Source organism: Photobacterium angustum (assembly GCF_002954615.1).
GTDB classification, from domain to species: Bacteria; Pseudomonadota; Gammaproteobacteria; order Enterobacterales; family Vibrionaceae; genus Photobacterium; species Photobacterium angustum_A.
The window spans coordinates 2,838,076-2,859,388 of the sequence record NZ_MSCJ01000001.1 but is presented as its reverse complement, the minus strand read 5'-3'; the positions used below and the strand labels follow the sequence as shown (position 1 = coordinate 2,859,388).

Annotated in this window: 18 protein-coding genes and 1 pseudogene; 15 read left to right on the top strand and 4 right to left on the bottom strand. The window is 41.3% G+C overall.

From position 1 onward, the window contains the following. Positions 1-19: 19 nt before the first annotated feature. Positions 20-619 (top strand): type II secretion system protein, encoded by a 600-nt coding sequence (locus tag BTO08_RS22495; protein ID WP_105061222.1) that lies wholly within the window; start codon positions 20-22, stop codon positions 617-619. A gap of 74 nt (positions 620-693) precedes the next feature. On the opposite strand, the gene gppA is transcribed toward BTO08_RS22495, so the two are convergent. Then, positions 694-2,184, bottom strand: coding sequence for a guanosine-5'-triphosphate,3'-diphosphate diphosphatase (gene gppA, locus BTO08_RS13030; protein ID WP_105061221.1), 1,491 nt, complete (start codon positions 2,182-2,184; stop codon positions 694-696). A gap of 22 nt (positions 2,185-2,206) precedes the next feature. Continuing rightward, positions 2,207-3,520: an ATP-dependent RNA helicase RhlB gene (gene rhlB / locus BTO08_RS13025; protein ID WP_105061220.1), complete on the bottom strand. Its 1,314-nt coding sequence runs from the start codon at positions 3,518-3,520 to the stop codon at positions 2,207-2,209. Positions 3,521-3,632: 112 nt separating this feature from the next. On the opposite strand from rhlB, the gene trxA reads away from it, so the two are divergent. From trxA to fre, 6 genes are all read left to right on the top strand, one after another. Next, positions 3,633-3,959, top strand: coding sequence for a thioredoxin TrxA (trxA, locus tag BTO08_RS13020; protein ID WP_005372169.1), 327 nt, complete (start codon positions 3,633-3,635; stop codon positions 3,957-3,959). 198 nt (positions 3,960-4,157) lie between these two features. After that, positions 4,158-5,423, top strand: coding sequence for a transcription termination factor Rho (rho, locus tag BTO08_RS13015; RefSeq protein ID WP_005372168.1), 1,266 nt, complete (start codon positions 4,158-4,160; stop codon positions 5,421-5,423). A 127-nt stretch (positions 5,424-5,550) separates the two neighbouring features. Then, positions 5,551-6,567, top strand: coding sequence for a hypothetical protein (locus tag BTO08_RS13010; protein WP_105061219.1), 1,017 nt, complete (start codon positions 5,551-5,553; stop codon positions 6,565-6,567). 169 nt (positions 6,568-6,736) lie between these two features. Beyond that, positions 6,737-8,635: a 4-hydroxy-3-polyprenylbenzoate decarboxylase gene (ubiD, locus tag BTO08_RS13005; RefSeq protein WP_105061346.1), complete on the top strand. Its 1,899-nt coding sequence runs from the start codon at positions 6,737-6,739 to the stop codon at positions 8,633-8,635. Positions 8,636-8,712: 77 nt separating this feature from the next. Beyond that, positions 8,713-8,979, top strand: coding sequence for a 2Fe-2S iron-sulfur cluster-binding protein (locus tag BTO08_RS13000; RefSeq protein WP_045084675.1), 267 nt, complete (start codon positions 8,713-8,715; stop codon positions 8,977-8,979). Positions 8,980-8,988: 9 nt separating this feature from the next. Next, a complete protein-coding gene (fre, locus tag BTO08_RS12995) occupies positions 8,989-9,699 on the top strand; it encodes an NAD(P)H-flavin reductase (protein WP_105061218.1) in 711 nt (236 codons plus the stop codon). 64 nt (positions 9,700-9,763) lie between these two features. Here the strand turns inward: fre and BTO08_RS12990 are convergent, their stop codons facing one another. Continuing rightward, positions 9,764-10,636: a carboxylate/amino acid/amine transporter gene (locus BTO08_RS12990; protein WP_105061217.1), complete on the bottom strand. Its 873-nt coding sequence runs from the start codon at positions 10,634-10,636 to the stop codon at positions 9,764-9,766. A gap of 147 nt (positions 10,637-10,783) precedes the next feature. Then, positions 10,784-11,206 carry a universal stress protein gene (locus BTO08_RS12985; RefSeq protein WP_105061216.1) on the bottom strand — a complete coding sequence of 141 codons (423 nt, stop codon included), beginning with the start codon at positions 11,204-11,206 and terminating at the stop codon, positions 10,784-10,786. A 254-nt stretch (positions 11,207-11,460) separates the two neighbouring features. Between BTO08_RS12985 and ftnA the strand changes: the two genes are divergently transcribed. The 8 genes and pseudogenes from ftnA (at position 11,461) to BTO08_RS12945 (ending at position 21,219) form a co-directional block, all read left to right on the top strand. After that, entirely contained in the window at positions 11,461-11,985 is a 525-nt protein-coding gene (gene ftnA, locus BTO08_RS12980) for a non-heme ferritin (protein WP_105061215.1), read from the top strand. A 69-nt stretch (positions 11,986-12,054) separates the two neighbouring features. Continuing rightward, positions 12,055-12,390 carry a universal stress protein UspB gene (uspB, locus tag BTO08_RS12975; RefSeq protein WP_105061214.1) on the top strand — a complete coding sequence of 112 codons (336 nt, stop codon included), beginning with the start codon at positions 12,055-12,057 and terminating at the stop codon, positions 12,388-12,390. A 151-nt stretch (positions 12,391-12,541) separates the two neighbouring features. After that, a complete protein-coding gene (locus BTO08_RS12970; protein WP_105061213.1) occupies positions 12,542-13,651 on the top strand; it encodes a mechanosensitive ion channel family protein in 1,110 nt (369 codons plus the stop codon). 145 nt (positions 13,652-13,796) lie between these two features. Further along, positions 13,797-14,807: pseudogene (locus BTO08_RS12965) on the top strand (NAD(P)/FAD-dependent oxidoreductase); the annotation flags it as partial. Between the two features lie 129 nt (positions 14,808-14,936). Continuing rightward, complete coding sequence (locus BTO08_RS12960) at positions 14,937-17,039, top strand: hypothetical protein (protein WP_105061212.1); 2,103 nt, start codon at positions 14,937-14,939, stop codon at positions 17,037-17,039. Then, positions 17,036-19,234, top strand: a complete 2,199-nt coding sequence (locus BTO08_RS12955) for a hypothetical protein (RefSeq protein ID WP_105061211.1) — start codon at positions 17,036-17,038, stop codon at positions 19,232-19,234. Before BTO08_RS12960 ends, BTO08_RS12955 begins: the two co-directional genes overlap by 4 nt. Continuing rightward, on the top strand, positions 19,224-19,733 hold the full coding sequence (locus tag BTO08_RS12950) for a hypothetical protein (RefSeq protein WP_105061210.1): 510 nt from the start codon (positions 19,224-19,226) through the stop codon (positions 19,731-19,733). The genes BTO08_RS12955 and BTO08_RS12950 overlap by 11 nt, the downstream gene beginning before the upstream one ends. After that, positions 19,723-21,219: a tyrosine-type recombinase/integrase gene (locus BTO08_RS12945; protein ID WP_105061209.1), complete on the top strand. Its 1,497-nt coding sequence runs from the start codon at positions 19,723-19,725 to the stop codon at positions 21,217-21,219. The genes BTO08_RS12950 and BTO08_RS12945 overlap by 11 nt, the downstream gene beginning before the upstream one ends. Positions 21,220-21,313 lie beyond the last annotated feature (94 nt).

The following is a 21,313-nucleotide window of genomic DNA, read 5'->3' as shown; positions in this document are numbered from 1 at the left end:
AGTGTAGAGAGCAGTATTCATGGATAGATACGGGGTGATAGCTCGCCAGTCAAAAGGATTTAGCCTCATCGAATTGGTTATCGTGATTGTCATTTTAGGCATTCTTGCGGTCACTGCAGCCCCGCGATTTTTATCTATTTCATCAGATGCAACCAAAGCGTCGCTAAACGGCATAGCTGGTAGTGTGCGTACCGTGATTGATTTGGTGGAATACAAAGCCATTATGCAAGGCAAAGAGCATCAATATGGTGTAGAAGTTGATGTTGATGGTAATAAAATCTTTACCTACTTTGGTGTGCCGCGTGCTAAGTGGACAGCAGGTAGTGATCATGATGGTTTGATGACGATTATGACGCAGGATTTTAAGTACTTAGGCAACGCAAGTGGCTTTAGCAAAGATAAGGTTGAGACAACATCTTGTACTGATGCTGAATTTTGTGTGATTGATCAAATTCGCCCTGGTAAGGTGTTTCCTGAGACTGATGGTTGGTCGCTGGCAATTATACCGCAAGGTAAAACCCTGCAAGATAAGTGCTTTGCATATTATTCTGCCAAAATGGATGAAGCCACTCAGCAAGTGCTATCTAAGAAAATTTCTACTCAAGAAGATGGTTGTTAACACTGATATTTTCTAACACTAATTGAGATAAAGAAAAGGCTCCTAACGGAGCCTTTTTTGATCGAATAGAATGTTTAGTCTTGCGATGTCACGAGCATTGGCCAACCCATGTCTGTTTGACGGGTCGCTTCTTGGTGCAGTTCGCTTCGTGTCAGCGGGTTGTTGATCAACCATTTTGCAGGCAGTAGTAGGATTAGCTTTTCCCCTTCTACTTGCAGGTTAAACGGTGGTAAACAACGCGTATCGCGACGATGACATACAATCACGGCTATACGTAACAAACGTAATAAACGCGCCGCACTTTGTGCGGAGAGTGCATGTTGCTCAGGTAAGCTAGTCAGAGGTCCTGTGTAACGACGCAGGATTTCAGCCAGTAAATTACGCTGGGCATGGGTAAAGCCTGGAAGATCAAGGTGTTTAATTAGGTAAGCGGCATGTTCAGTGCTTTTCTTAAACTCAATACTTGCGCCTATTTCATGCAGTTTTACTGCCGCTTCCAAGATATTTTGAGCTTGTGGTTCAAGTTGCCAATTCGGGCATTGGCTTAACATCAACATTGCCATATTGTTGACAATATCGGCATGTTCGGTATCAATTTGAAAACGTTTCTGGACACTGTCTATGGTACGAGTGCATACATCATGATGGCGCATTTGCTCCATCATTTCATAAACCATGCCTTCACGAAGTGCGCCACCGGCTAGCGTCATAGATTCAATTTTTAATGACTCAAATAGCGCGATTAAAATTGATAAGCCACTAGGGAATACTAATGCGCGTTCTAGTGTTAAACCTTCAATATCAAGATCTTCTAAACGCTCGTATTGCATAGCTTGGCGTTGTAAGCGCTTAAGCTTTTGCAAGGTAATGATTTCATCCATTCCTTGCGCTAGCATAATTTCTTGTAGTGCTTGTACGGTACCACTGGCACCAACACAAGATTCCCAACCGAGTTCGGTATAGCGTTCAATGATCGGTTCAATAACTTCTTTAGCGCCATTAATCGCAGCGTCGAAGTTGGCTGATGTGAGGTAGCGATCTTTAAAGTAACGCTCAAGCCATGTCACACAACCAATTTTTAAGCTGGTTAAAGCGCTGCTATCAAATCCTTTGCCGATAATAACTTCAGTGCTGGCACCGCCGATATCAACCACTAAACGTTTATCACTACCACCAGAGGTGTGTGCCACCCCTTGATAGATAATGCGAGCTTCTTCTTCACCCGGAATAATACTGACCGGATAACCAAGAATAGCCTTCGCCTTGGAAAGAAATTCTTCTGCGTTCACCGCTGTACGTAAGGCGGCAGTACCAACGATACGAATGTGGTCGGCTTTGATATCTTGTAAACGTTCGGCAAAGAGAGCCAAACAATCAAGGCCACGCTGCATCGCTTCTTCACTGAGTACATTTTGGTTGTTAAGACCAGCGGCTAAACGCACTTTACGTTTGATTTTCGCGAGTGTCTGAACACTGCCATTTACTTCACGCACAATCCACATGTGGAAACTGTTTGAGCCGAGATCAATGGCGGCATAAAGCGGTGATACTGAATTTCTTTCCATAGACATACATTACTTATCGTTATTACGCAGGCTTGTTGTTTTGAGGCGGACGACGGCGATTATTGCGCGAACGTTGTTGCCCTTGACCTTGGCCTTGACGTTGAGTGTTACGGCGACCACCTTGACGAGGGTTTCGTTGTAGGCGGATCGGTGCTGGAAGATCGTCTAACAATGCTTCTGAGTCATACTTTGACTGTGGAATACCATGTTCAATGTAAGTTTCAATAGCGGTTAGGTTAATAGCGTACTCTTCACAAGCAAAACTGATTGAGTGACCACTTAGGCCTGCACGACCTGTACGACCAATACGGTGTACATAATCTTCTGCATCATCAGGTAGATCGTAGTTAAATACGTGCGTTACTGCAGGGATATGCAAACCACGAGCAGCGACATCGGTCGCGACTAAGATATCAACATCACCTTTGGTGAATTGATCCAAAATACGCTCACGTTTTTTCTGTGGCACATCGCCAGTTAGCAAACCAACACGATGACCATCAGCGGCTAAATGACCCCAAACATCTTCACAACGGTGTTTGGTATTAGCAAAAATAATTGCGCGCTCTGGCCACTCTTCCTCGATCAACGTTTGTAGTAAACGCATTTTTTCTTGGTTAGATGGGTAGAACAATTCTTCTTGAATGCGGTGGCCTGTTTTTTGCTCCGGCTCAACGACAACGCTTTCAGGGCTATTCATATGTTCAAATGCTAATTCTTTCACACGGTAGGACAATGTGGCTGAGAATAGCAGGCTTAAACGCTCGCTCGGTGCTGGCATTCGACGGAACAAGAAGCGAATGTCTTTAATAAAACCTAAATCGAACATACGATCGGCTTCATCAAGTACTACTACTTGAATGCTCGCTAAATCAATAACACGTTGCTTGTAGAAATCAATAATACGGCCACACGTACCGATTAAGATATCTACACCCTCATCAAGAACCGCTTTCTGCTTCTCGTAAGGTTCGCCACCGTAAGCGAGGCCAGCTTTTAAGCCCGTACTTGCAATCAGTGATGATGCATCATTATAAATTTGGATCGCCAATTCACGCGTAGGCGCCATGATAATGGCACGCGGTTGATCGGTTTTACGATGCGCAGGCGCAGCTGTCTCCAATAAATGGTTAAAAGTAGCGGTTAGGAAGGCAATGGTTTTACCCGTACCTGTTTGAGCCTGTCCCGCGATATCATGGCCAGTGAGCATAACTGGCAATGCCAAGGCTTGGATCGGGGTGCAATTATGGAACCCTTTATCATCCAATCCTTTTAAAACTAGAGGGTTTAACCCTAGCTCGGCAAATTTCCGCTCTGTGATGTGAGTCGTCTTCATTGCTATAGAATATCAGCTTAGGGTTGCAATACGAAACGTATTCCATTCAAATAGGGCAACGATTTGCTGGTAAAATAAGATCAGCTAACAAAATCAACTGTTGGAGTGGAAGATGAGCGACAAGATTGTGCAGCTTACAGATGCGAGTTTTGACACTGATGTAATCAATGCTGCTGGCCCGGTATTAGTCGATTTTTGGGCTGAATGGTGTGGTCCATGTAAAATGATTGCCCCTATTCTTGACGAAATCGCTGATGAATACGAAGGCAAGCTAACGATTGGTAAACTAAATATTGATCAGAATGCGGAGACACCGCCGAAGTTTGGTATTCGTGGTATTCCGACATTACTGCTGTTTAAAGACGGTGGTGTAGCGGCAACAAAGGTTGGCGCACTGTCGAAAACACAGCTTAAAGAGTTCTTAGACGCGAACCTATAAGTGCAATTATTACAAACCATGGACAATTTCTAAGTTGTACATGGTTTGTCTAACGTCTATGCTAGACGGATAGAACGTTTAGTGTTACCGTAGCGCACAGAAATTACATTTTCGTTCATTTCTTGACCAGGCCCTATTGGTCATCTTTATCTCAACTAATATAGAACCCCGATTTTGACAGACAAGAAACCCACCACTATGAACCTTACAGAATTAAAGAGCCAACCGATTTCTAAGTTGGTATCACTTGGCGAAAGTTTAGGATTAGAAAACCTTGCCCGCTTGAGAAAGCAAGACATCATCTTCTCCATTCTTAAGCAGCATGCGAAGAGTGGTGAGGATATTTTTGGCGATGGTGTTCTAGAAATATTACAAGATGGCTTCGGCTTCCTTCGTAGCGCTGATAGTTCTTACCTTGCTGGCCCTGATGATATTTATGTATCACCAAGTCAAATCCGTCGTTTTAACTTACGTACTGGCGATACTATTGCCGGAAAGATTCGTCCACCAAAAGACGGTGAGCGTTACTTTGCACTACTGAAAGTTAACGAAGTAAACTACGACAAGCCAGACAACGCCCGCAATAAGATCCTATTTGAAAACCTTACCCCACTGCATGCAAACTCACGTATGCGTATGGAACGTGGTAACGGTTCTACAGAAGACATCACAGCACGTGTTCTTGATTTAGCATCACCAATCGGTAAAGGCCAGCGTGGTCTGATTGTTGCTCCGCCAAAAGCGGGTAAAACAATGCTGCTTCAAAACATTGCCCAAAGTATTGCCCATAACCACCCTGAGTGTGAGTTAATGGTATTGCTTATTGATGAGCGTCCAGAAGAAGTGACCGAGATGCAACGCCTTGTAAAAGGCGAAGTGATTGCATCAACGTTTGATGAGCCAGCATCACGTCACGTACAAGTGGCTGAAATGGTAATTGAAAAAGCAAAACGTTTAGTAGAGCACAAGAAAGATGTTGTTATCTTACTTGACTCAATTACACGTCTAGCACGTGCATACAACACCGTAATTCCTTCCTCTGGTAAGGTATTAACAGGTGGTGTCGATGCCAACGCCCTTCACCGTCCTAAGCGCTTCTTTGGTGCTGCACGTAACGTAGAAGAAGGCGGTAGCTTAACTATCATCGCAACAGCACTAGTTGATACTGGTTCGAAAATGGATGAAGTTATCTACGAAGAATTTAAAGGTACAGGTAACATGGAGCTTCACCTTTCTCGTAAGATCGCTGAGAAACGTGTATTCCCTGCTATCGATATCAACCGCTCTGGTACGCGTCGTGAAGAACTATTAGCGAAAGCGGACGAGCTACAGAAAATGTGGATTCTACGTAAGATCGTTCACCCAATGAGCGAAACTGACAGCATGGAATTCTTAATTGATAAGCTATCAATGACGAAGACTAATGATGAATTCTTTGATGCGATGCGTCGTCAGAAATCATAATTCGCTGCACTGAGTCACATTTATTAAAAACGTCGCCCACGGGCGGCGTTTTTTATTGACAGAAATTACCGCATACTGAGATTGTATAGGCACGGATTGTGCGTATTTGACTTAACAAGGAGGTGTTATGTTACGACGATTGTGTGCGTTAAGCTTACTGATCGCGAGTGTATTACAGCCTGTTTCTGCATTAGAAGTGACTGAAGCGAAAATTCAGCATGTTCAAACAATGCCTCAATTTGTCGCGCATATTGAAACCCTCAAACCTTATTATGATCACAGTGATTTTCAGTCTTTGGAAATTTTACTCGATCAACTTCCCGCTTTGACACAAGAGGTTGCCCGCAGCCAATTAATTCAATATGCCAGTGAAGTAAAACAGCTTAATGCTGCGCGTATTGCATGGTTAACTATTCAAGCCGAGCGACAATCGCCGTTTACTATTACAGAACAAGGTGATGGCTATACGGTACAACGAATGGCTTTTTTCTACAGCAATCAAGCGAATGGCTTATTGCGTCAGTGGAAAAAAGAGCTGATCAGCCAACGTGCAACGGTGCAATTAGAACAAGGGAAATTGGCTTTATCAGAATGGCTTACAGGGGACTTAGAGCAACAACAAAAACGCAGCCAAGTGATTGTGCGTGCGATCCCACAATTATCTGATTCTGCCATTACTGTTTTAGTCGAGCAGTTTCATTCTGATCCACAGTTAATGTGGTTACCTGATAACAGTATTCTTGCCGTCCTTGCTGCTTATTCTGATGATAGTAAATTATATGATTTACTGTGGCGTCGCCGTACCGATCAATACAGCTTGGCGGAACTACAACGCTTATCTACTTCATCAGCTTCTGATTTTGTTGTTAGCCAGTTAATTGCAGCCACTTCAAATCCTTCACTCAAAGAGCCAGCTTATCGCGCATTGACGTCCTTTAATCCATTACCCGAAATGGCGAAATCGTTTTTGCAGATACAGTTAGGCGATCAGATTGAACGATCACTCATCACTCCTTATTTGATGAAACAAGGTCATGATCATTGGTTACAACAATTATTAGTAATCAGTACTGATCCTGATTTAGTCGCGCACATCAAAGAAATATTACCGACAGGTCAAATACCTCCAATAACTCGTAAATAGTCTTTGTTTTTATAAGGATTATGGCGTTTTTTTTCTCTTTTTTGTGATGAAATTAGCGCCTGTTGATGGGTGTTTTAGTGCGCACAACTGGTTATACTAGCGAAAATCATTCTCATCCCTGCGCCTCTATCTTTGATATTAAAGGCGTAGCTCAATCGTGGTATCAGATATGAAATTCAAGGATCTGCGAGACTTCATCGCCTATTTAGAACAGAACGGGCAGTTGAAGCGAATTAAGCAGGCTGTCGATCCAGATCAGGAAATAACGGAAATTAGCGACCGCACCTTACGTGCTGGTGGCCCCGCGTTATTATTTGAAAATCCTATTGGCTACGATATGCCGGTACTGGCTAATTTATTTGGTACCCCACAACGAGTGGCGATGGGGATGGGGCGCTCTGAAGTTAAAGAATTGCGTGAAGTCGGTAAGTTGTTGGCATATTTAAAAGAGCCTGAGCCGCCACGTGGTTTTCGTGAAGCGTTAGATAAATTACCGGCGTTTAAGCAAGTGCTTAATATGCCAGTGAAGCGTCTGCGCAATGCACCGTGCCAAGAGATTGTGTGGCAAGGTGATGACGTTGATTTAGATAAAATCCCTGTGATGAGCTGTTGGCCTGATGATGTTGCACCATTGCTTACGTGGGGATTAACTATCACCAAAGGGCCACATAAAAAACGCCAAAACTTAGGTATTTATCGCCAGCAAAAAATTGCTAAAAATAAAATCATCATGCGTTGGCTTGCTCATCGTGGTGGCGCGCTTGATTTACGAGATTGGATAGAAACCCATCCCGGTGAAAAATTCCCAATCACTGTTGCTTTTGGTGCTGATCCTGCAACCGTGCTTGGCGCGGTAACGCCTATTCCTGATACATTATCGGAATATGCCTTTGCAGGCCTACTGCGTGGTCGTCGAACAGAAGTAGTCAAGAGCCTAACCAATGATTTAGATGTGCCAGCGAGCGCAGAAATTGTGATGGAAGGTTATATTGATCCCGAAGAGTTTGCCGATGAAGGTCCTTATGGCGATCATACGGGTTACTATAACGAGAAAGAGCGTCATCACGTCTTTACCATCACGCATATCACAATGCGTAACGATCCTATCTACCACAGCACTTACACTGGTCGTCCGCCAGATGAGCCTGCGGTATTGGGTGTGGCACTTAATGAAGTCTTTGTGCCTATTTTGCAAAAGCAATTTCCTGAAATCACTGACTTTTACCTGCCGCCAGAAGGATGTTCATACCGCATGGCTGTAGTGACGATGAAGAAGCAATATCCAGGTCACGCCAAACGAGTGATGATGGGAGTGTGGTCTTTCCTGCGTCAGTTCATGTATACCAAATATGTCATTGTGTGTGACGAGAGTGTCGATGCGCGTAATTGGGATAGTGTGGTAGAAGCCATGACAACCCATATGGAACCAGTACGTGACACGTTATTTATTGATAACACGCCGATTGATTCCTTAGATTTTGCCTCTCCAGTGGTAGGTCTTGGCTCTAAGATGGGCTTAGATGCGACGGTGAAGTGGGACGCTGAACTGGCAAGTACACCAAGTGTTGTCAGCACATTAGATAAGAGCTTTGATATTGAAGCCGGTATTGCCAACTTACGCCAGCAATTTCCTGAAATCGTTGATATCTATTTACCGCCAGCAGCGGTTGATAACCAAATGGTTTTAGTCAGCATCACCAACACGGAATCTGGACAAGCACAGCGTGTGATGACTGGTCTTTGGGGCTTTATGGCGCAGTTTACTGATGCAAAATTTGTCATCTTGTGTGATCAAGACGTCAACGTCCGTGATTGGAATGATGTTATTTGGGCGATCACTACACGTATGGATCCAAGCCGTGATACGGTATTGATAGAAGCACAATTAAATGCGCTATCAGGTAGTGCATCATCGCAAACTACGCACCAAGGAAGCAAACTTGGGTTTGATGCGACCAATAAATGGCCTGATGCGATTAAACGTGAGTGGGGCAACCCAATCACTAAAAACCCAGATGTTGTTGCACGTGTTGATGCAATATGGCCACAACTAGGGATCGAGATCTAACTGTTTATCGCTATACTGAGCGATAGAGTTATTATTATTTATCGCTGATCGTTAGAGCTTGATCAGCCTGAGAAACTATTATGTACCAAGTACGCCTGTTGCCACATAACATCACCTTTACTGCGTCAACGCAGCAAACGGTATTACAAGCAGCGCTCGACGCAGGCATCGCTTTCCCCAATCGTTGTCAGGTAGGAGCATGTGCTATGTGCATGTGCCGCAAAACATCCGGCGAAGTGAGTTATCAGTTAGAGCCTATGCTCACAGAAAACGAACAAGCTGAAGGATGGATTTTTACCTGTCAAGCGATGGCAGAAAGCGACTTGGTGTTAACGTTAGACTAGAGGAAAACCATGTCTATCCAGTGTTTAGTAAAGTCAGTACAACCATTAGCCGCAAATACTTATCGTATATTGCTACAGCCTGAGCAGGCAATTGATTTTAAAGCCGGACAATACTTACTTGCTGTAATGGGTGAGAAAGATAAACGTCCTTTTTCAATTGCGAGCAGCCCTTGCCGAGAAGGTGAATTAGAGCTGCATATTGGCGCGGCAGAGCAAAATGCTTACGCACTAGAAGTTGTTGAAGCGATGAAAGCAGCATTAGACTGTAATGAGCCTGTGGTGATTGATGCTGCACATGGTAATGCATGGCTACGTCACGAAAGTGAGCGTCCACTACTGATGATTGCTGGTGGTACGGGCTTTTCTTATATCCGTAGCATGCTAGATAATTGCATTAGCCGTGGTTTAACCCAGCCTATTTTTGTGTACTGGGGTGGACGCAGTATTGACCAACTGTATGCCAACGATGAAATGCAGGCGTTAGCTGAAAAACATGGCAATATTACTTATGTGCCAGTGGTAGAAGAAGCACTGGATAACTGGCAAGGCAAAGTAGGTAACGTTTTAGATGCTGTTGCTGAAGACTTTGTTTGTTTATCTGCGTATGACATTTATGTTTGTGGGCGTTTTGAAATGGCAGGTGCTGCCCGTGAGCGTTTCTGCAGTGATAAAAATGCGCAAAGAGAACATATGTTTGCTGACGCATTTGCGTTTATTTAACGATTAAATGTTTAAACCAAAGCCAGCGTTAAACGCTGGCTTTGTTGTTTTTATAACAAGCGACTTATCGTTGGCTTTGCTGAACTTTGCGTTTCACCCACGTTTCATTTAGCCACAGTGAAAACATAATGATCACGCCACCTACAATCAAACGTGGATAGTCGACATCACGATTCCAAATCACAATGTTGACAATCAACCCAGCAGGTACCAGTGCATTATTCATGATAGCAAGAGCGCCAGCATTGACTAACGTCGCCCCTTTATTCCAGATGAAATATCCCAAGCCTGAAGCAACGACACCAAGATAAACCAAGATCCCCCATTGAGTATCGGTCGTCGGTAGCTTGTCGTTATTGCCAAACAATAAGAACATCGGTAACGCGATACAGATAGCACCAATGTAAAACCAGCCAAATACCGTATGTTGTGGCAACTCTGTGGTTTCTTGTTCGATAATTCGCTTATAGCCCACTTGCCCGATAGCAAAACACAGGTTTGCCCCTTGGACGATGAAAAAGCCGATAATAAAGTTTTGGTTGATGCCTTCAAACTTGATCACAGCAGCACCCAGTACAGCGATTGCTGCGGTGAGTAAATACCAAGGAGAAAACTGTTTATGGAGTGCATCGTAAATTAAAGTGACATAAATCGGTGTGAAAATAGTAAACAGTAATACTTCAGGCACACTGAGATATAAAAAAGATTGGTAGTAGAAGCAATACATGATCCCTAATTGGAAAGCGCCGACGATCATTAATTTGAGCGCTAATTTGGGATGGATGTGTTTAAAGCGTAAAAAAGGGATAAAAACTAGTGCGGCTAAACTGACACGAGTTAATACAGAAAACCAAGGGTCAACCTGACCGGCAAGGTAGACGCCAATTAAGCTAAAAGAAAACGCCCATAAAAGGGTGATGACAGATAAATATCCCATTACGCCAGCAACATCCATTTGAAAAATTAAGGATATTCAGTGTAGCGAAAGTTAATCTTGTCGCCTATGAAATATAGAGTAGAAAAGAACAGGTATGAGCAGCAGCCAACGATATTGGCTGCTGGATAAAGAGAGGTTATAGCAAGATTATTTCAGTGGAACCATTAATAAATCAACAGGTGTACGGCTTAGTAACTGGCGGGTTGATGATAGTATTTTGCTCCAGAAATCTTGATGATGGCCACAAATCACCAAATCGATATCCATGTTTTTTATCGCATGACAAATTTCTTCACTCAGATCACCGCTACCGACAAGGGTATGTGACACAGGATATTGTGCTTTTTGTGCCAGTTGATGAAGTCGTGTTTGCGCATCACTTTCAGCGCGCTCATGCATCTCTGCTAAATTAATATCAATGAGTCCGGTATATAAATCAGCGTAATCAACATCGATATGGATCAGAGACAATTTAGCATCGAGGGCTTTGGCTAATAGCGCGGCCTTATGGACTAATACTTCGCTATCGTCTGATAAATCAATGGCGGCAAGGATATGTTTATAGACCATTAACTGACACTCCATATTCATTAGGTGGCGTTCATATTAGCATTGAGTATGGGGCAAAAATATCGATTTAGTCGCATCTTATTGCGAAGTTAGTGGTTAATTATTTTTCAAAAACAAGTAAGCGTTTTTGCTTTTGATTTCGTACCTTGTGAAAAATAAAGAGAATTATCTCAGTATTTTTTTTCGTTAGTTGCATTCTAAACAATGCACAGTGACAATGTCTTGATTACACTTAAACAAACAGGAGTAGTGCAATGTTAGCCAAGGCTATGGTTGATAACCTAAACGAGCAAATCAACTTAGAATTTTTCTCTTCAAACCTATACTTACAGATGAGTGCATGGTGTGAGGATAAAGGTTTTGAAGGTGCTGCTGAATTTTTACGAGCTCATGCCGTTGAAGAAATGGAACATATGCAACGTTTGTTTACTTATGTAAGCGAAACGGGCGCGTTGCCAATTCTTGGCACTATTGAAGCACCAAAACACGAATATGCATCATTAGGTGATGTATTCCGTGAAACTTACGAGCACGAGCAATTAATTACTAAGAAGATCAATGAGCTTGCTCATGTTGCATTTACTACGCAAGATTACTCAACATTTAACTTCTTACAGTGGTACGTATCAGAGCAACACGAAGAAGAAAAATTGTTTAAAGGCATTTTAGATAAAATTGAATTAGTCGGTGAAGACGGTAAGGCGCTATTCTTTATTGATAAAGATTTATCCGCGATGGCAAAAGCAGAGTCTACATCTGTTATGGATTCACAAGCCTAATATTGATAGGGAGCGAATTCGCTCCCTTATCTCCCGGTGAGTGGAACCGCATTTTTTGGGAGAATATAAATGAGTAGTGATGCATTTCTTTTCGCACTTTTTTTAGTGGCAGTTGTTAATACGTCTCGTTACATCAGCACCTTAAGAACATTACTGGTGGTGATGCGAGAATGTGATCCTCTTTTGTATCAGCAAGTGGATGGACGCGGTTTTTTCTCTTCTCAAGGTAATGTCAGTAAACAGATACGTTTATTTCATTACATCCGCAGTGAGCAATATAAAAAGCATCATGATCCGGTCTTTATGGCGAAATGTATTAAAGTACGTAAGCTGTTTGTTCTCGCCAGTACCTTTATGATCACCTTTTTTATCGCGATTTTTGCGGTTGCCTTTCTTGGCTACTAATACTTCTTTCGACGGAGCACTAAGAACCTTGTTTTTAGGCTAGCTTTGCGCGGTGCCTGATGTTTAGTATGATCTCAATATAATATGACGGATAGGCTATATTGATAGCCTATTTTTTACGTATCGCTAATCATAGAGAAACAGAAACGTTATGGAAAAGTTCATATATTGGTGGTCGTCGTTAGAAAAGGGCGCATCTGTCGATTGGATGTATAACATCGGCTTATTATTATTGTTGAGCTCTGTGCTATGGGGTGGATGGATCTTACTGTCACGTCGTTTAGCTACGGTGGCAGATAAAAGTCAGTTTATTTGGGATGACGCATTAATCAGTGCGATCCGCGCACCCATTACTTTATGTATTTGGGTTTGGCCGGGCTTGCTGTCGATTGGCATATTAATTGATAACTTGACCAGCTATTCCAGCACATCATTATCGACTCTCCGTCATCTGTTGCTGATCTGGACCATTGTTTGGACGCTATTTCGTTTAATTTCCAATATGGAGCAGACCATATTGGAAAATCGACCACAGCGTGATGCGACAACCGTTAATGCGATATCGAAGATTTTGCGCTTAATCGTCATGGTGTTTGGCGGTTTAATTGCGATGCAAAATCTGGGCTTGAGCTTATCAGGCTTACTTACCTTTGGTGGTGTTGGTGGTTTAGTTGTCGGTATGGCAGCGAAAGATCTGCTGGCGAATTTCTTTGGCGGCATGATGTTATATTTTGATCGTCCGTTTAAGGTGGGTGACTGGATCCGCAGTCCTGATCGTCAAATTGAAGGTACGGTAGAGAAAATTGGTTTCCGTATGACCATTATTCGCACCTTTGATAAGCGTCCAATGTATGTGCCTAACTCTGTGTTTAGCTCGGTGGTGGTAGAAAATGCGTCTCGCATGCTCAACCGTCGTATTAAGCAAAGTGTCGGTTTACGTTATTGTGATGCTGCGGTAGTGGGTGATGTCGTGCGTGATATTAAAACCATGCTACAAAACCATCCAGATATCGATACTCGACAAACCTTGATTGTGAGCTTTGATACTTACGGTGCGTCGTCACTTAATATCTTGGTATATACCTTTACCAAAACGGTTGAATGGATTAAGTACAAAGACGTACAGCAGGATGTGATGCTTAAAATTGTTGAGATAGTACATTCGCATGGGGCAGATTTTGCTTTCCCAACCACAACATTAGATATGCCTGCAGCGGCATCTACGGCGTTGGCCTCTATTGAGCGTGCTCAGCAAGCTTAATAGGTTTGCTATCAGGATAAATTATTACGGTTGGTATTACGCCATTAGGTAGGTAAAATAGCCGCCGCGAGAGAGAAAGGATGCTAGCGACTAGCATCCTTTTTTCGTTTTTCCCTTAGTGTTTTTGAAAGGCAGATAGTAATTCATGGCAAATAAATACGATGTCGTCATTATCGGTGCGGGTGCTGCAGGACTGATGTGTGCAGCTGAAGCAGGTAAGCGTGGTCGCTCTGTATTGGTGGTTGATCATGGTAAGAAGCCGGGACGTAAAATTCTGATCTCAGGTGGCGGTCGTTGTAACTTTACCAATATGGATGTGGCCGCGAATAATTTTGTTTGTCGTAATCCACACTTTGTGAAATCTGCGCTATCTCAATACACCCAGTGGGATTTTATAGGCATGGTTTGCCAACACGGGATTGATTACGAAGAGCGCGATCATGGCCAGTTATTCTGCCTAGATTCCGCCAAAGACATTGTTCAAATGTTATTGTCTGAATGCGATATGCCTAATATCGCCCAACGTTACCAAGTCGATGTTCATAGTATTGAAAAGACTGAATCTGGATTTACTCTAGGGCTTAACACTGACACTGTCAGTTGTGAATCGCTGGTGGTTGCAACCGGTGGTTTATCAATGCCTAAACTGGGCGCAACCCCGTTTGGTTATCAAATTGCCGAGCAGTTTGGCTTGAAAGTGATCCCAACTACTGCAGGTCTTGTACCGTTTACGCTGCATGTTGAAGATAAAGAAGCGCTCGCGGATCTGTCTGGTATTGCTGTTCCTGCGGTCGTTGAAACTGAAGATGGCACTTCATTTAAAGAGAACTTACTGTTTACCCACCGTGGTTTATCAGGCCCTGTGATTTTACAGGTATCGTCATACTGGAAGCCGGGTCAGAAGATCACCGCAGATTTATTACCGCATTTAACCTTGGCTGACACCTTAAATGAGATGCGTGAAGCACATCCAAACCAAAGCTTGAAAAACTCGCTGTCTCGCTTACTGCCTAAGCGTCTTATCGAGGCTTTGATTGAGCGTGGTGATGTACAAGATAAACCGTTAAAGCAACTTAATCATAAAGAGCTGGCATTACTGAGTGAATACTTCCACCAATGGCAGATCGCGCCAAATGGTACAGAAGGCTATCGTACACCTTTATTCCTAACACACTAAGTTGTCAAAATCGGAGTTAAAACTTAATTTAAGTATATGTTCTATAATGATATTGCTTGATTTTTAAGTTTTTGTTTTTGATTGAAATAATGACAATTGGGTGGGTTCATGAAATATCATGTCCAAAACGGTAAACCAGGCTTTAACTATACTTGCGATCGTGGAATCGATCGATTTATTGAGCTTTCAACTTATCACCTTCAGCTTAAAGATAGAGATGTCTTATCAGAGCTAATGATTCTTTATTGCCAAGGCAAGAGATCTGCAACTTATGTGTCTTGGATTAAACGTATCAACAGTACACTCTATGCAGCATTAGAATATATATCCATAGATTGCCTACCAACTAACGCGACAGAGTGGCGCGAATTAGTGAAACAAGCGTATGCTAAAACACTAGTATCCCCAAACGACAAGGCGCTATCTACTCGTGTTGCTGAGTGGAATAAAAACCTCAAACCTTTCTTAGTGTTCTTGAAGGATCGAGACGTCATACCTCCCCACGTGATTATTCCTAGAATGAAAAAGACTGGTGAACTTAGTAAGAAAAGTAGCTTTAAGGCCGTGCTGATCGGTGAAAAAAAAGCGACTGAAGTTAAAGTTGATGACAACATTAACAATGTCTTAGTACCAATTTCTCTTTCTAGAAATGATGCCGAATACCTTGATGAGATACAGTTTGATTTGAAGCGTTCAAGGACTGTATTGCATGATTGCCTACTAAAATACTGGCAAGCTATTAAATTACATTATGACTTTGCTCAATCTTTGATGGAAGAATTCCCTAAAAAGCACCCCCAATTATTGGCTCGATATATAAATAGTGATCTCTATGACTTTTCTCATGACCGCAATGACTTAGGCAAAACTGGAAAACCAAAACCCCCGCGTAGGATACATATAGCTAATCCAACGTCATTATTTGGTTCAATGCTATTCATGTATGTAGTTGGTTCAGAATGCAATGGCATTTTTAGGATCCAAGACTTACCCAAAGCTAAACTACCCAGCTCACTATCAGATCGGGCATTCACGGTTAGATGCTTACCTAAGTTAGGTTTTGAATCTACTGATAATATCGATATTTCACATCGTTTTGATTGGTGTTTTGGTTATATTCGTAATGCTGATATTGGTTGTTTGATTGCACTATTAATGATGTTAAACCCCAAATTCACCTACATATCATTGTTGCAAGCTAAGGTTAAATATACAGATAATAAACCCCTATTGGAGCTTGATGACTTAGGAATGTCGTTCTCTATTACTAAAGCTCGCGCGTCAGATATGAAAAAAGAAAACCTTGATGATGTTAGCTTAGAGATAATTGAATTTCTTCATGAAATCCGCGAAAAACACCTACATTTAATAAAAAATAAGAAACAAGAAAACTTCCTATTTTTGGCTTACTCCCGAAAGAGTAAAGGACTAGTTAATCCTGACTCTTGTAAGGTGGATAAAATCATAACAGGAGCCGAACTTAAACGCTCAATTGAGCGAGGTCATAAGCAGATACACTTATCAAGTCACTTTCCTTCATTACTTGATGTTGGGTTAGGGCCGGATGCCATAAATCACTCTAAGATCCGAGCATCTGAGGGTGTCTTAGAGTGGTTCAGAACAGGCTCGATAGCTTCAGTTTCTCGAGTTTTGGGAAACACACAGAAAGTTGCTCTTAAGCACTATATTCCAGAGCCTTTGATCGCTAAATACAATACAAGATTAGTTCGACGGTTTCAGAATCTACTTATCGTGACAGCGACATTCAAGGAAGATTACTGTCTTGAGGCTGTCGATTTTAATTCTTGGCAAGAATTACACCATTTTCTTCTGACGCTTCTAGAAGACGAGGATAATAAAAGTCCTATTATTGAGTATTTACGTAGCCTATCTTCAGAAGGTGTAAGCCGTGAGGTGAAAGGAAAATTAGATATTCCTCTTTCTGAAAATGTTCTGACTGCACTATACCTATACCGACTAGCCGCACTAAATAGTTCGGTGAGTTCAAAGAGCTTATCCATAGTAGATGATACAACTCAGCTATCACCTCTTGCTTTTATTACACTTGCAAACCATCTCATCAATTACCTTCCGACAAGTAAAGAATCACGCATTAGTCAAATACACATAAGAGCCACCGAACAGGCAACCAAGCTATTGAATAAAACAAGCTGGGGCGATTTGTTTGTATCTAAAGGGAAAGAGCAATGAAGTCTATTAATGTTCATATCGGACCAAATCAAGCACATTTGAAAGCTGAAATTGTAGATTTTCTCTCGGCTTTCGATGCTATAGATAACCTTGTTTATACGGAGTACAAAGCTCGGTGGTTACTTTCGGATATTCATGCTGAAAAGTGGATTGTTAGAACGTCAAAAACTAGAAAAAACACTAAAGAGCGACTGAAAAAAACAGGAGAAATGTACCGTTATACTGTCAGTGTTAACTGGAATAGACAGTTGCCTGATGGAACAACCCTCACGGATACAGTTAACCAGCCTCTCTTATATCAGTTACAAAAGTGGTTCTTTTTAATAGTTGATGATCCTATTAACCAAGAAAGAATGGCTTCAAAATCTGTTCAAGATATGGGGACAAAAATATTAACCTTCGTCAACTGGCTGTATCTTCATAAAGACAAGTTTGAACCGAGTAGATATGGTTTTTCTAAATTATCACAATCAGATATCAAATTGTTTTTAAAGGAAGTGATATCTGGTGGCTCATTCGGCGCTCTTCGTTTTGGTCATCGTTTGATGGCTGAGATTGGTCTACATCTAGACTATTATGTTGATCCTTTGACGTTAGATGAAAAAACGATAAAAGAGTGCATTTCGTTTTTTGAAAGTAACGAGTTATATAGAGATAACGGCCACGGAAAAAAGGTGGTTGATAGAAAAAGTTTCTATAAAAATACCTCTCTCTCTACACAAGATGCCTATGGGCATGCTGGAACTTTGTTCTTTAGGCAATTCGAGCCGGATCTACTTGAGCAAAACAACCAGGTCTTATTGCCAGTAAATCAATATACTGACTTTCCATCTCACCGAACCCCACTGATAAAAGATGTAAGAGGAAAAACATATACAGATTCAGCAGCAGTAGCGATTGTTACGCTTTTCCGAAAAGGTTTCCAGTATTGGGATATGTTTAAAACCTTTTTACCAAATCCTGATGCAATAAGGATTGGAGAGCTTTCAGCCTACATTTCTAGGATATCGACACCTAAAAAGCACACACCTTGGATACCTTTAGAAACCAGTCTGCTTACTCTTAATAAGTCTATCGATATGATAATTAATCATGCAGATAACATCGTTCAGTTTTATGAGACTCTGTTAACAGAACTTGAGATTAAGGGGCACTTGGATAGAGACAGTAATTACAACTACAAAAAAATTGATGTATTGAAATCACTGCTGCCTAGTGAGATCAAAAACCACTTTAATATAGTGAGCTTCTCTCGTCTTGATGAAGAGTTTAAGGAGTGCTCAAAGAATAAAATGAATGGAGATCGAACCGGATTATCTTTTGTATGTCTCTTAGAGTTATTGAAAGCGTCTTGTTTTATTTTGATTGCGGGCTTGAAACCGATTCGCATGGAAGAAATTGTTCGCTTGCCATATAACTGTTTATTTCACAAAGAAGGAGACGGTTACTGGATGGTTCATTCTCTCATGAAGTCTGGAGTGAATGACCAACTTCCTGAAACAGCTAAACCTATCCCTAAGATTACAGCAAGAGCGATTCAGACCTTACAAAAACTCAACAAAATCACACAGAAATTTGCTTATGAAGTGAGTAAGCGGGAGTCGGGTTACCTGCTTTATCAATTAAATACAGGTTCAAATAATAGAATGGGAAGTATCCTCGGTTCAGATTTGATCATTGGAGCTCTGGAGCGATTTTGTGATTATTATCAGACGACTGTCGATGAGTATGGTCGACGTTGGTATATTAATGTTCACGAGATGAGGAAAACATTTTTACTGACATTCTTTTGGTCTTTTAAACATTCCTCAATCGATGCATGCCGATGGATCGCAGGTCATGCTAACTCAGAACATATCCTTTCTTATATTGAATCCAACAGTCCAGGCTCTGAAATGACAGAGATAGAAGCTGATTATGCTCGTCAACAAGTCACCTACTTTCATGAACAAAGTTCTTTACTTGAAATGAAAAATACGGAGGAGCTATATAGGCTTGTTTGTGAGCACTTTAAGGTTAAAGATTACACATCAATCCCTGAAGAAGATCTTGCAGCCTATATAGCGCTTCGTTTGAGAAAAGGTAAGTTTTCGATTGTTTTCTATAGTATTAGTGAGCGTAATGGTTTGATTGAAAAGGCAAAGGTTGCTTTCCAAGTAACCAAAGTTGATGAGGGGGAAAGTAATGTTAAATAACAAAGCTCAGTCAGTCATTAATCTATACAGTGAGATGAAAAAAGCCATAAATGACAATTCTAATACTTATACATGGCTAATCTCGAAATGTGATCGTCAAGAAAGCCTTGCCAATCTTAAGCGTAAGGGAAGAGGCATTGAAGGGATGTCTCTGAACTCCTTCAAGAAATATTGTACAGACTATATTCCATGTGAAGGGAACCTCAATGGTTATGAAGTCGTTGACAATCTTAGAAAGGAGCTAATAAAAACGCATAAAAATATCCCTTTAGAATCAAGTAATGAAGGACCAAACCTGACACCAATGGAGGAAGCGAAGCAACAAATTGATAACTTGCAACGCGACCAAGCTATTTTGGTTAGGGCTTATAACGACCTTAATCGTTTAGTACTTGATTTACTTGCAAACTCGAATGGAAATGCTCTTGAATATAACAAGCATAAAAACTTGTATGCAGATTATTTCGGGTTAGAGAAAGAGGTTGATAATGAAAAATAAAAGTCAACTATACACCTTTATTTCTGATATGGAGTTTCCTTCAATACTTCGTTTTGATGAGAGCTCTGGTGAAGTCTTAACAAATAAAGATATATCTAAGGGTATTTACCATTTTCGTTGGCCTGATGGAACAACTTGCTTTCCTGTTGAAATGTATCTTGCGCACTTAGTTTCTGAAGGTGCAGTAACAATTACTCGAGAAGATGGGGGGACAGTTGGCACTTATGCCTCTGCACTGTCTCATCTGGTCCGTTATTGTTATAAGAAGAACGTTGAATTTTGGGATCTAACAACAGTACACATCGATGAGTTAGTCAGTGAATTAGTTGCTGAAAAGAAATCGGATGGGTTAACGCGTGCACGTAATAACGACACTATTAGGCTTATAATTCTTCCTAAGTTTGTAGCTTTTCTTAAATGGCTTCAAGCAGAGCATTTCCCAACTCAATACATTATCGGTGTTGATAGACCAAAGCAAAGGTATCAAGTTAAGCTCAAAATAATTCAAAAAAGAGGCCGGGAAGGTCGAAATTTTGGACCGTCCGAAGTTTTCCTTACACGTTTACCAACTTCAGCCACAAAGCCAAAAACCGCTATTGCCGTCTCTGTCATAAAGAGGTTATGGGATACATTGAATTACGAAAAGGGTGTGATGCGGCTAAATGACCATTTACTTCAACTTTTTGACAAGGAAGACCAAGAAGCTCACCTTGATTATATGTACCACAGAAGGCGTATTCAGCTTGAATTGCTTGAAGCTACTGGATTGAGACCAATAGAACTTGTTCGAATTCCCTATAGTTCGAATGTAGAACACATAGAAAATGCAAAGATTGAAATTCCAACATATAAACGTGAAGAGGCACGATTTCGCATAATTCCCATAGAACGTAGTGTTGCTATGAGGATCGAGATTTTTATGTCAGTGCATAGAGATAAGTTCATCAAGAGGTTGATAAAGTATGAGCTTATATCTAGTGAATCTGAGGTGGATGATTTTATATATTTGAATTCAGAGACAGCTAAATCTGTAAAACAGTCTGCAGCTTATATGGATTTTAAGCGATTGAGCTTGAGAGCTGGTATCGTGACTAAAACCTGTCAAAGTATGTTTAGACATCGTTTTGTAACTAATATGGTTAAGCTACATCTTGTTTCTTTCATGGATAAAAACCCTTTGAAGAGCAATCATAATTTTAATGATAAAGATTATGAAACCATTCTGAAGAAAGTTGCTAGTTTCACTGATCACAAAGACCATAAAAGTTTGAACGAATATATTGATCTAGCTTGGGAGGAACTAGATGTCTTTGAGTATGCTTATCAAATGAAGAATTTACACTCACGTTTTAGTGCAATATCGAAACTGGTTAGTGATACTAGAGCGCAGATAAAAGGGCTAAATTACAGTGAGGCTGATTTAAAACCTATAATAAAAAACTTGAATGCGATTGAAGAAGAGTCGAACCTTCTAGTTGATAAGTGACTAGGCATGTTGATACCTGCGTGAGCTTGTTGCTGGTGAATGCCTTTTTCCGTACTATGTCGCTCTTTTATCACTCATAGCCCTGAGAGTCTTA

Coding starts and splice junctions, on each gene's coding strand:
- BTO08_RS22495 (WP_105061222.1), top strand. CDS start 20: ATGGATAGATACGGGGTGATAGCTCGCCAGTCAAAAGGATTTAGCCTC.
- gppA (WP_105061221.1), bottom strand. CDS start 2,184: ATGGAAAGAAATTCAGTATCACCGCTTTATGCCGCCATTGATCTCGGC.
- rhlB (WP_105061220.1), bottom strand. CDS start 3,520: ATGAAGACGACTCACATCACAGAGCGGAAATTTGCCGAGCTAGGGTTA.
- trxA (WP_005372169.1), top strand. CDS start 3,633: ATGAGCGACAAGATTGTGCAGCTTACAGATGCGAGTTTTGACACTGAT.
- rho (WP_005372168.1), top strand. CDS start 4,158: ATGAACCTTACAGAATTAAAGAGCCAACCGATTTCTAAGTTGGTATCA.
- BTO08_RS13010 (WP_105061219.1), top strand. CDS start 5,551: ATGTTACGACGATTGTGTGCGTTAAGCTTACTGATCGCGAGTGTATTA.
- ubiD (WP_105061346.1), top strand. CDS start 6,737: ATGAAATTCAAGGATCTGCGAGACTTCATCGCCTATTTAGAACAGAAC.
- fre (WP_105061218.1), top strand. CDS start 8,989: ATGTCTATCCAGTGTTTAGTAAAGTCAGTACAACCATTAGCCGCAAAT.
- BTO08_RS12990 (WP_105061217.1), bottom strand. CDS start 10,636: ATGGGATATTTATCTGTCATCACCCTTTTATGGGCGTTTTCTTTTAGC.
- BTO08_RS12985 (WP_105061216.1), bottom strand. CDS start 11,206: ATGGTCTATAAACATATCCTTGCCGCCATTGATTTATCAGACGATAGC.
- ftnA (WP_105061215.1), top strand. CDS start 11,461: ATGTTAGCCAAGGCTATGGTTGATAACCTAAACGAGCAAATCAACTTA.
- uspB (WP_105061214.1), top strand. CDS start 12,055: ATGAGTAGTGATGCATTTCTTTTCGCACTTTTTTTAGTGGCAGTTGTT.
- BTO08_RS12970 (WP_105061213.1), top strand. CDS start 12,542: ATGGAAAAGTTCATATATTGGTGGTCGTCGTTAGAAAAGGGCGCATCT.
- BTO08_RS12960 (WP_105061212.1), top strand. CDS start 14,937: ATGAAATATCATGTCCAAAACGGTAAACCAGGCTTTAACTATACTTGC.
- BTO08_RS12955 (WP_105061211.1), top strand. CDS start 17,036: ATGAAGTCTATTAATGTTCATATCGGACCAAATCAAGCACATTTGAAA.
- BTO08_RS12950 (WP_105061210.1), top strand. CDS start 19,224: ATGTTAAATAACAAAGCTCAGTCAGTCATTAATCTATACAGTGAGATG.
- BTO08_RS12945 (WP_105061209.1), top strand. CDS start 19,723: ATGAAAAATAAAAGTCAACTATACACCTTTATTTCTGATATGGAGTTT.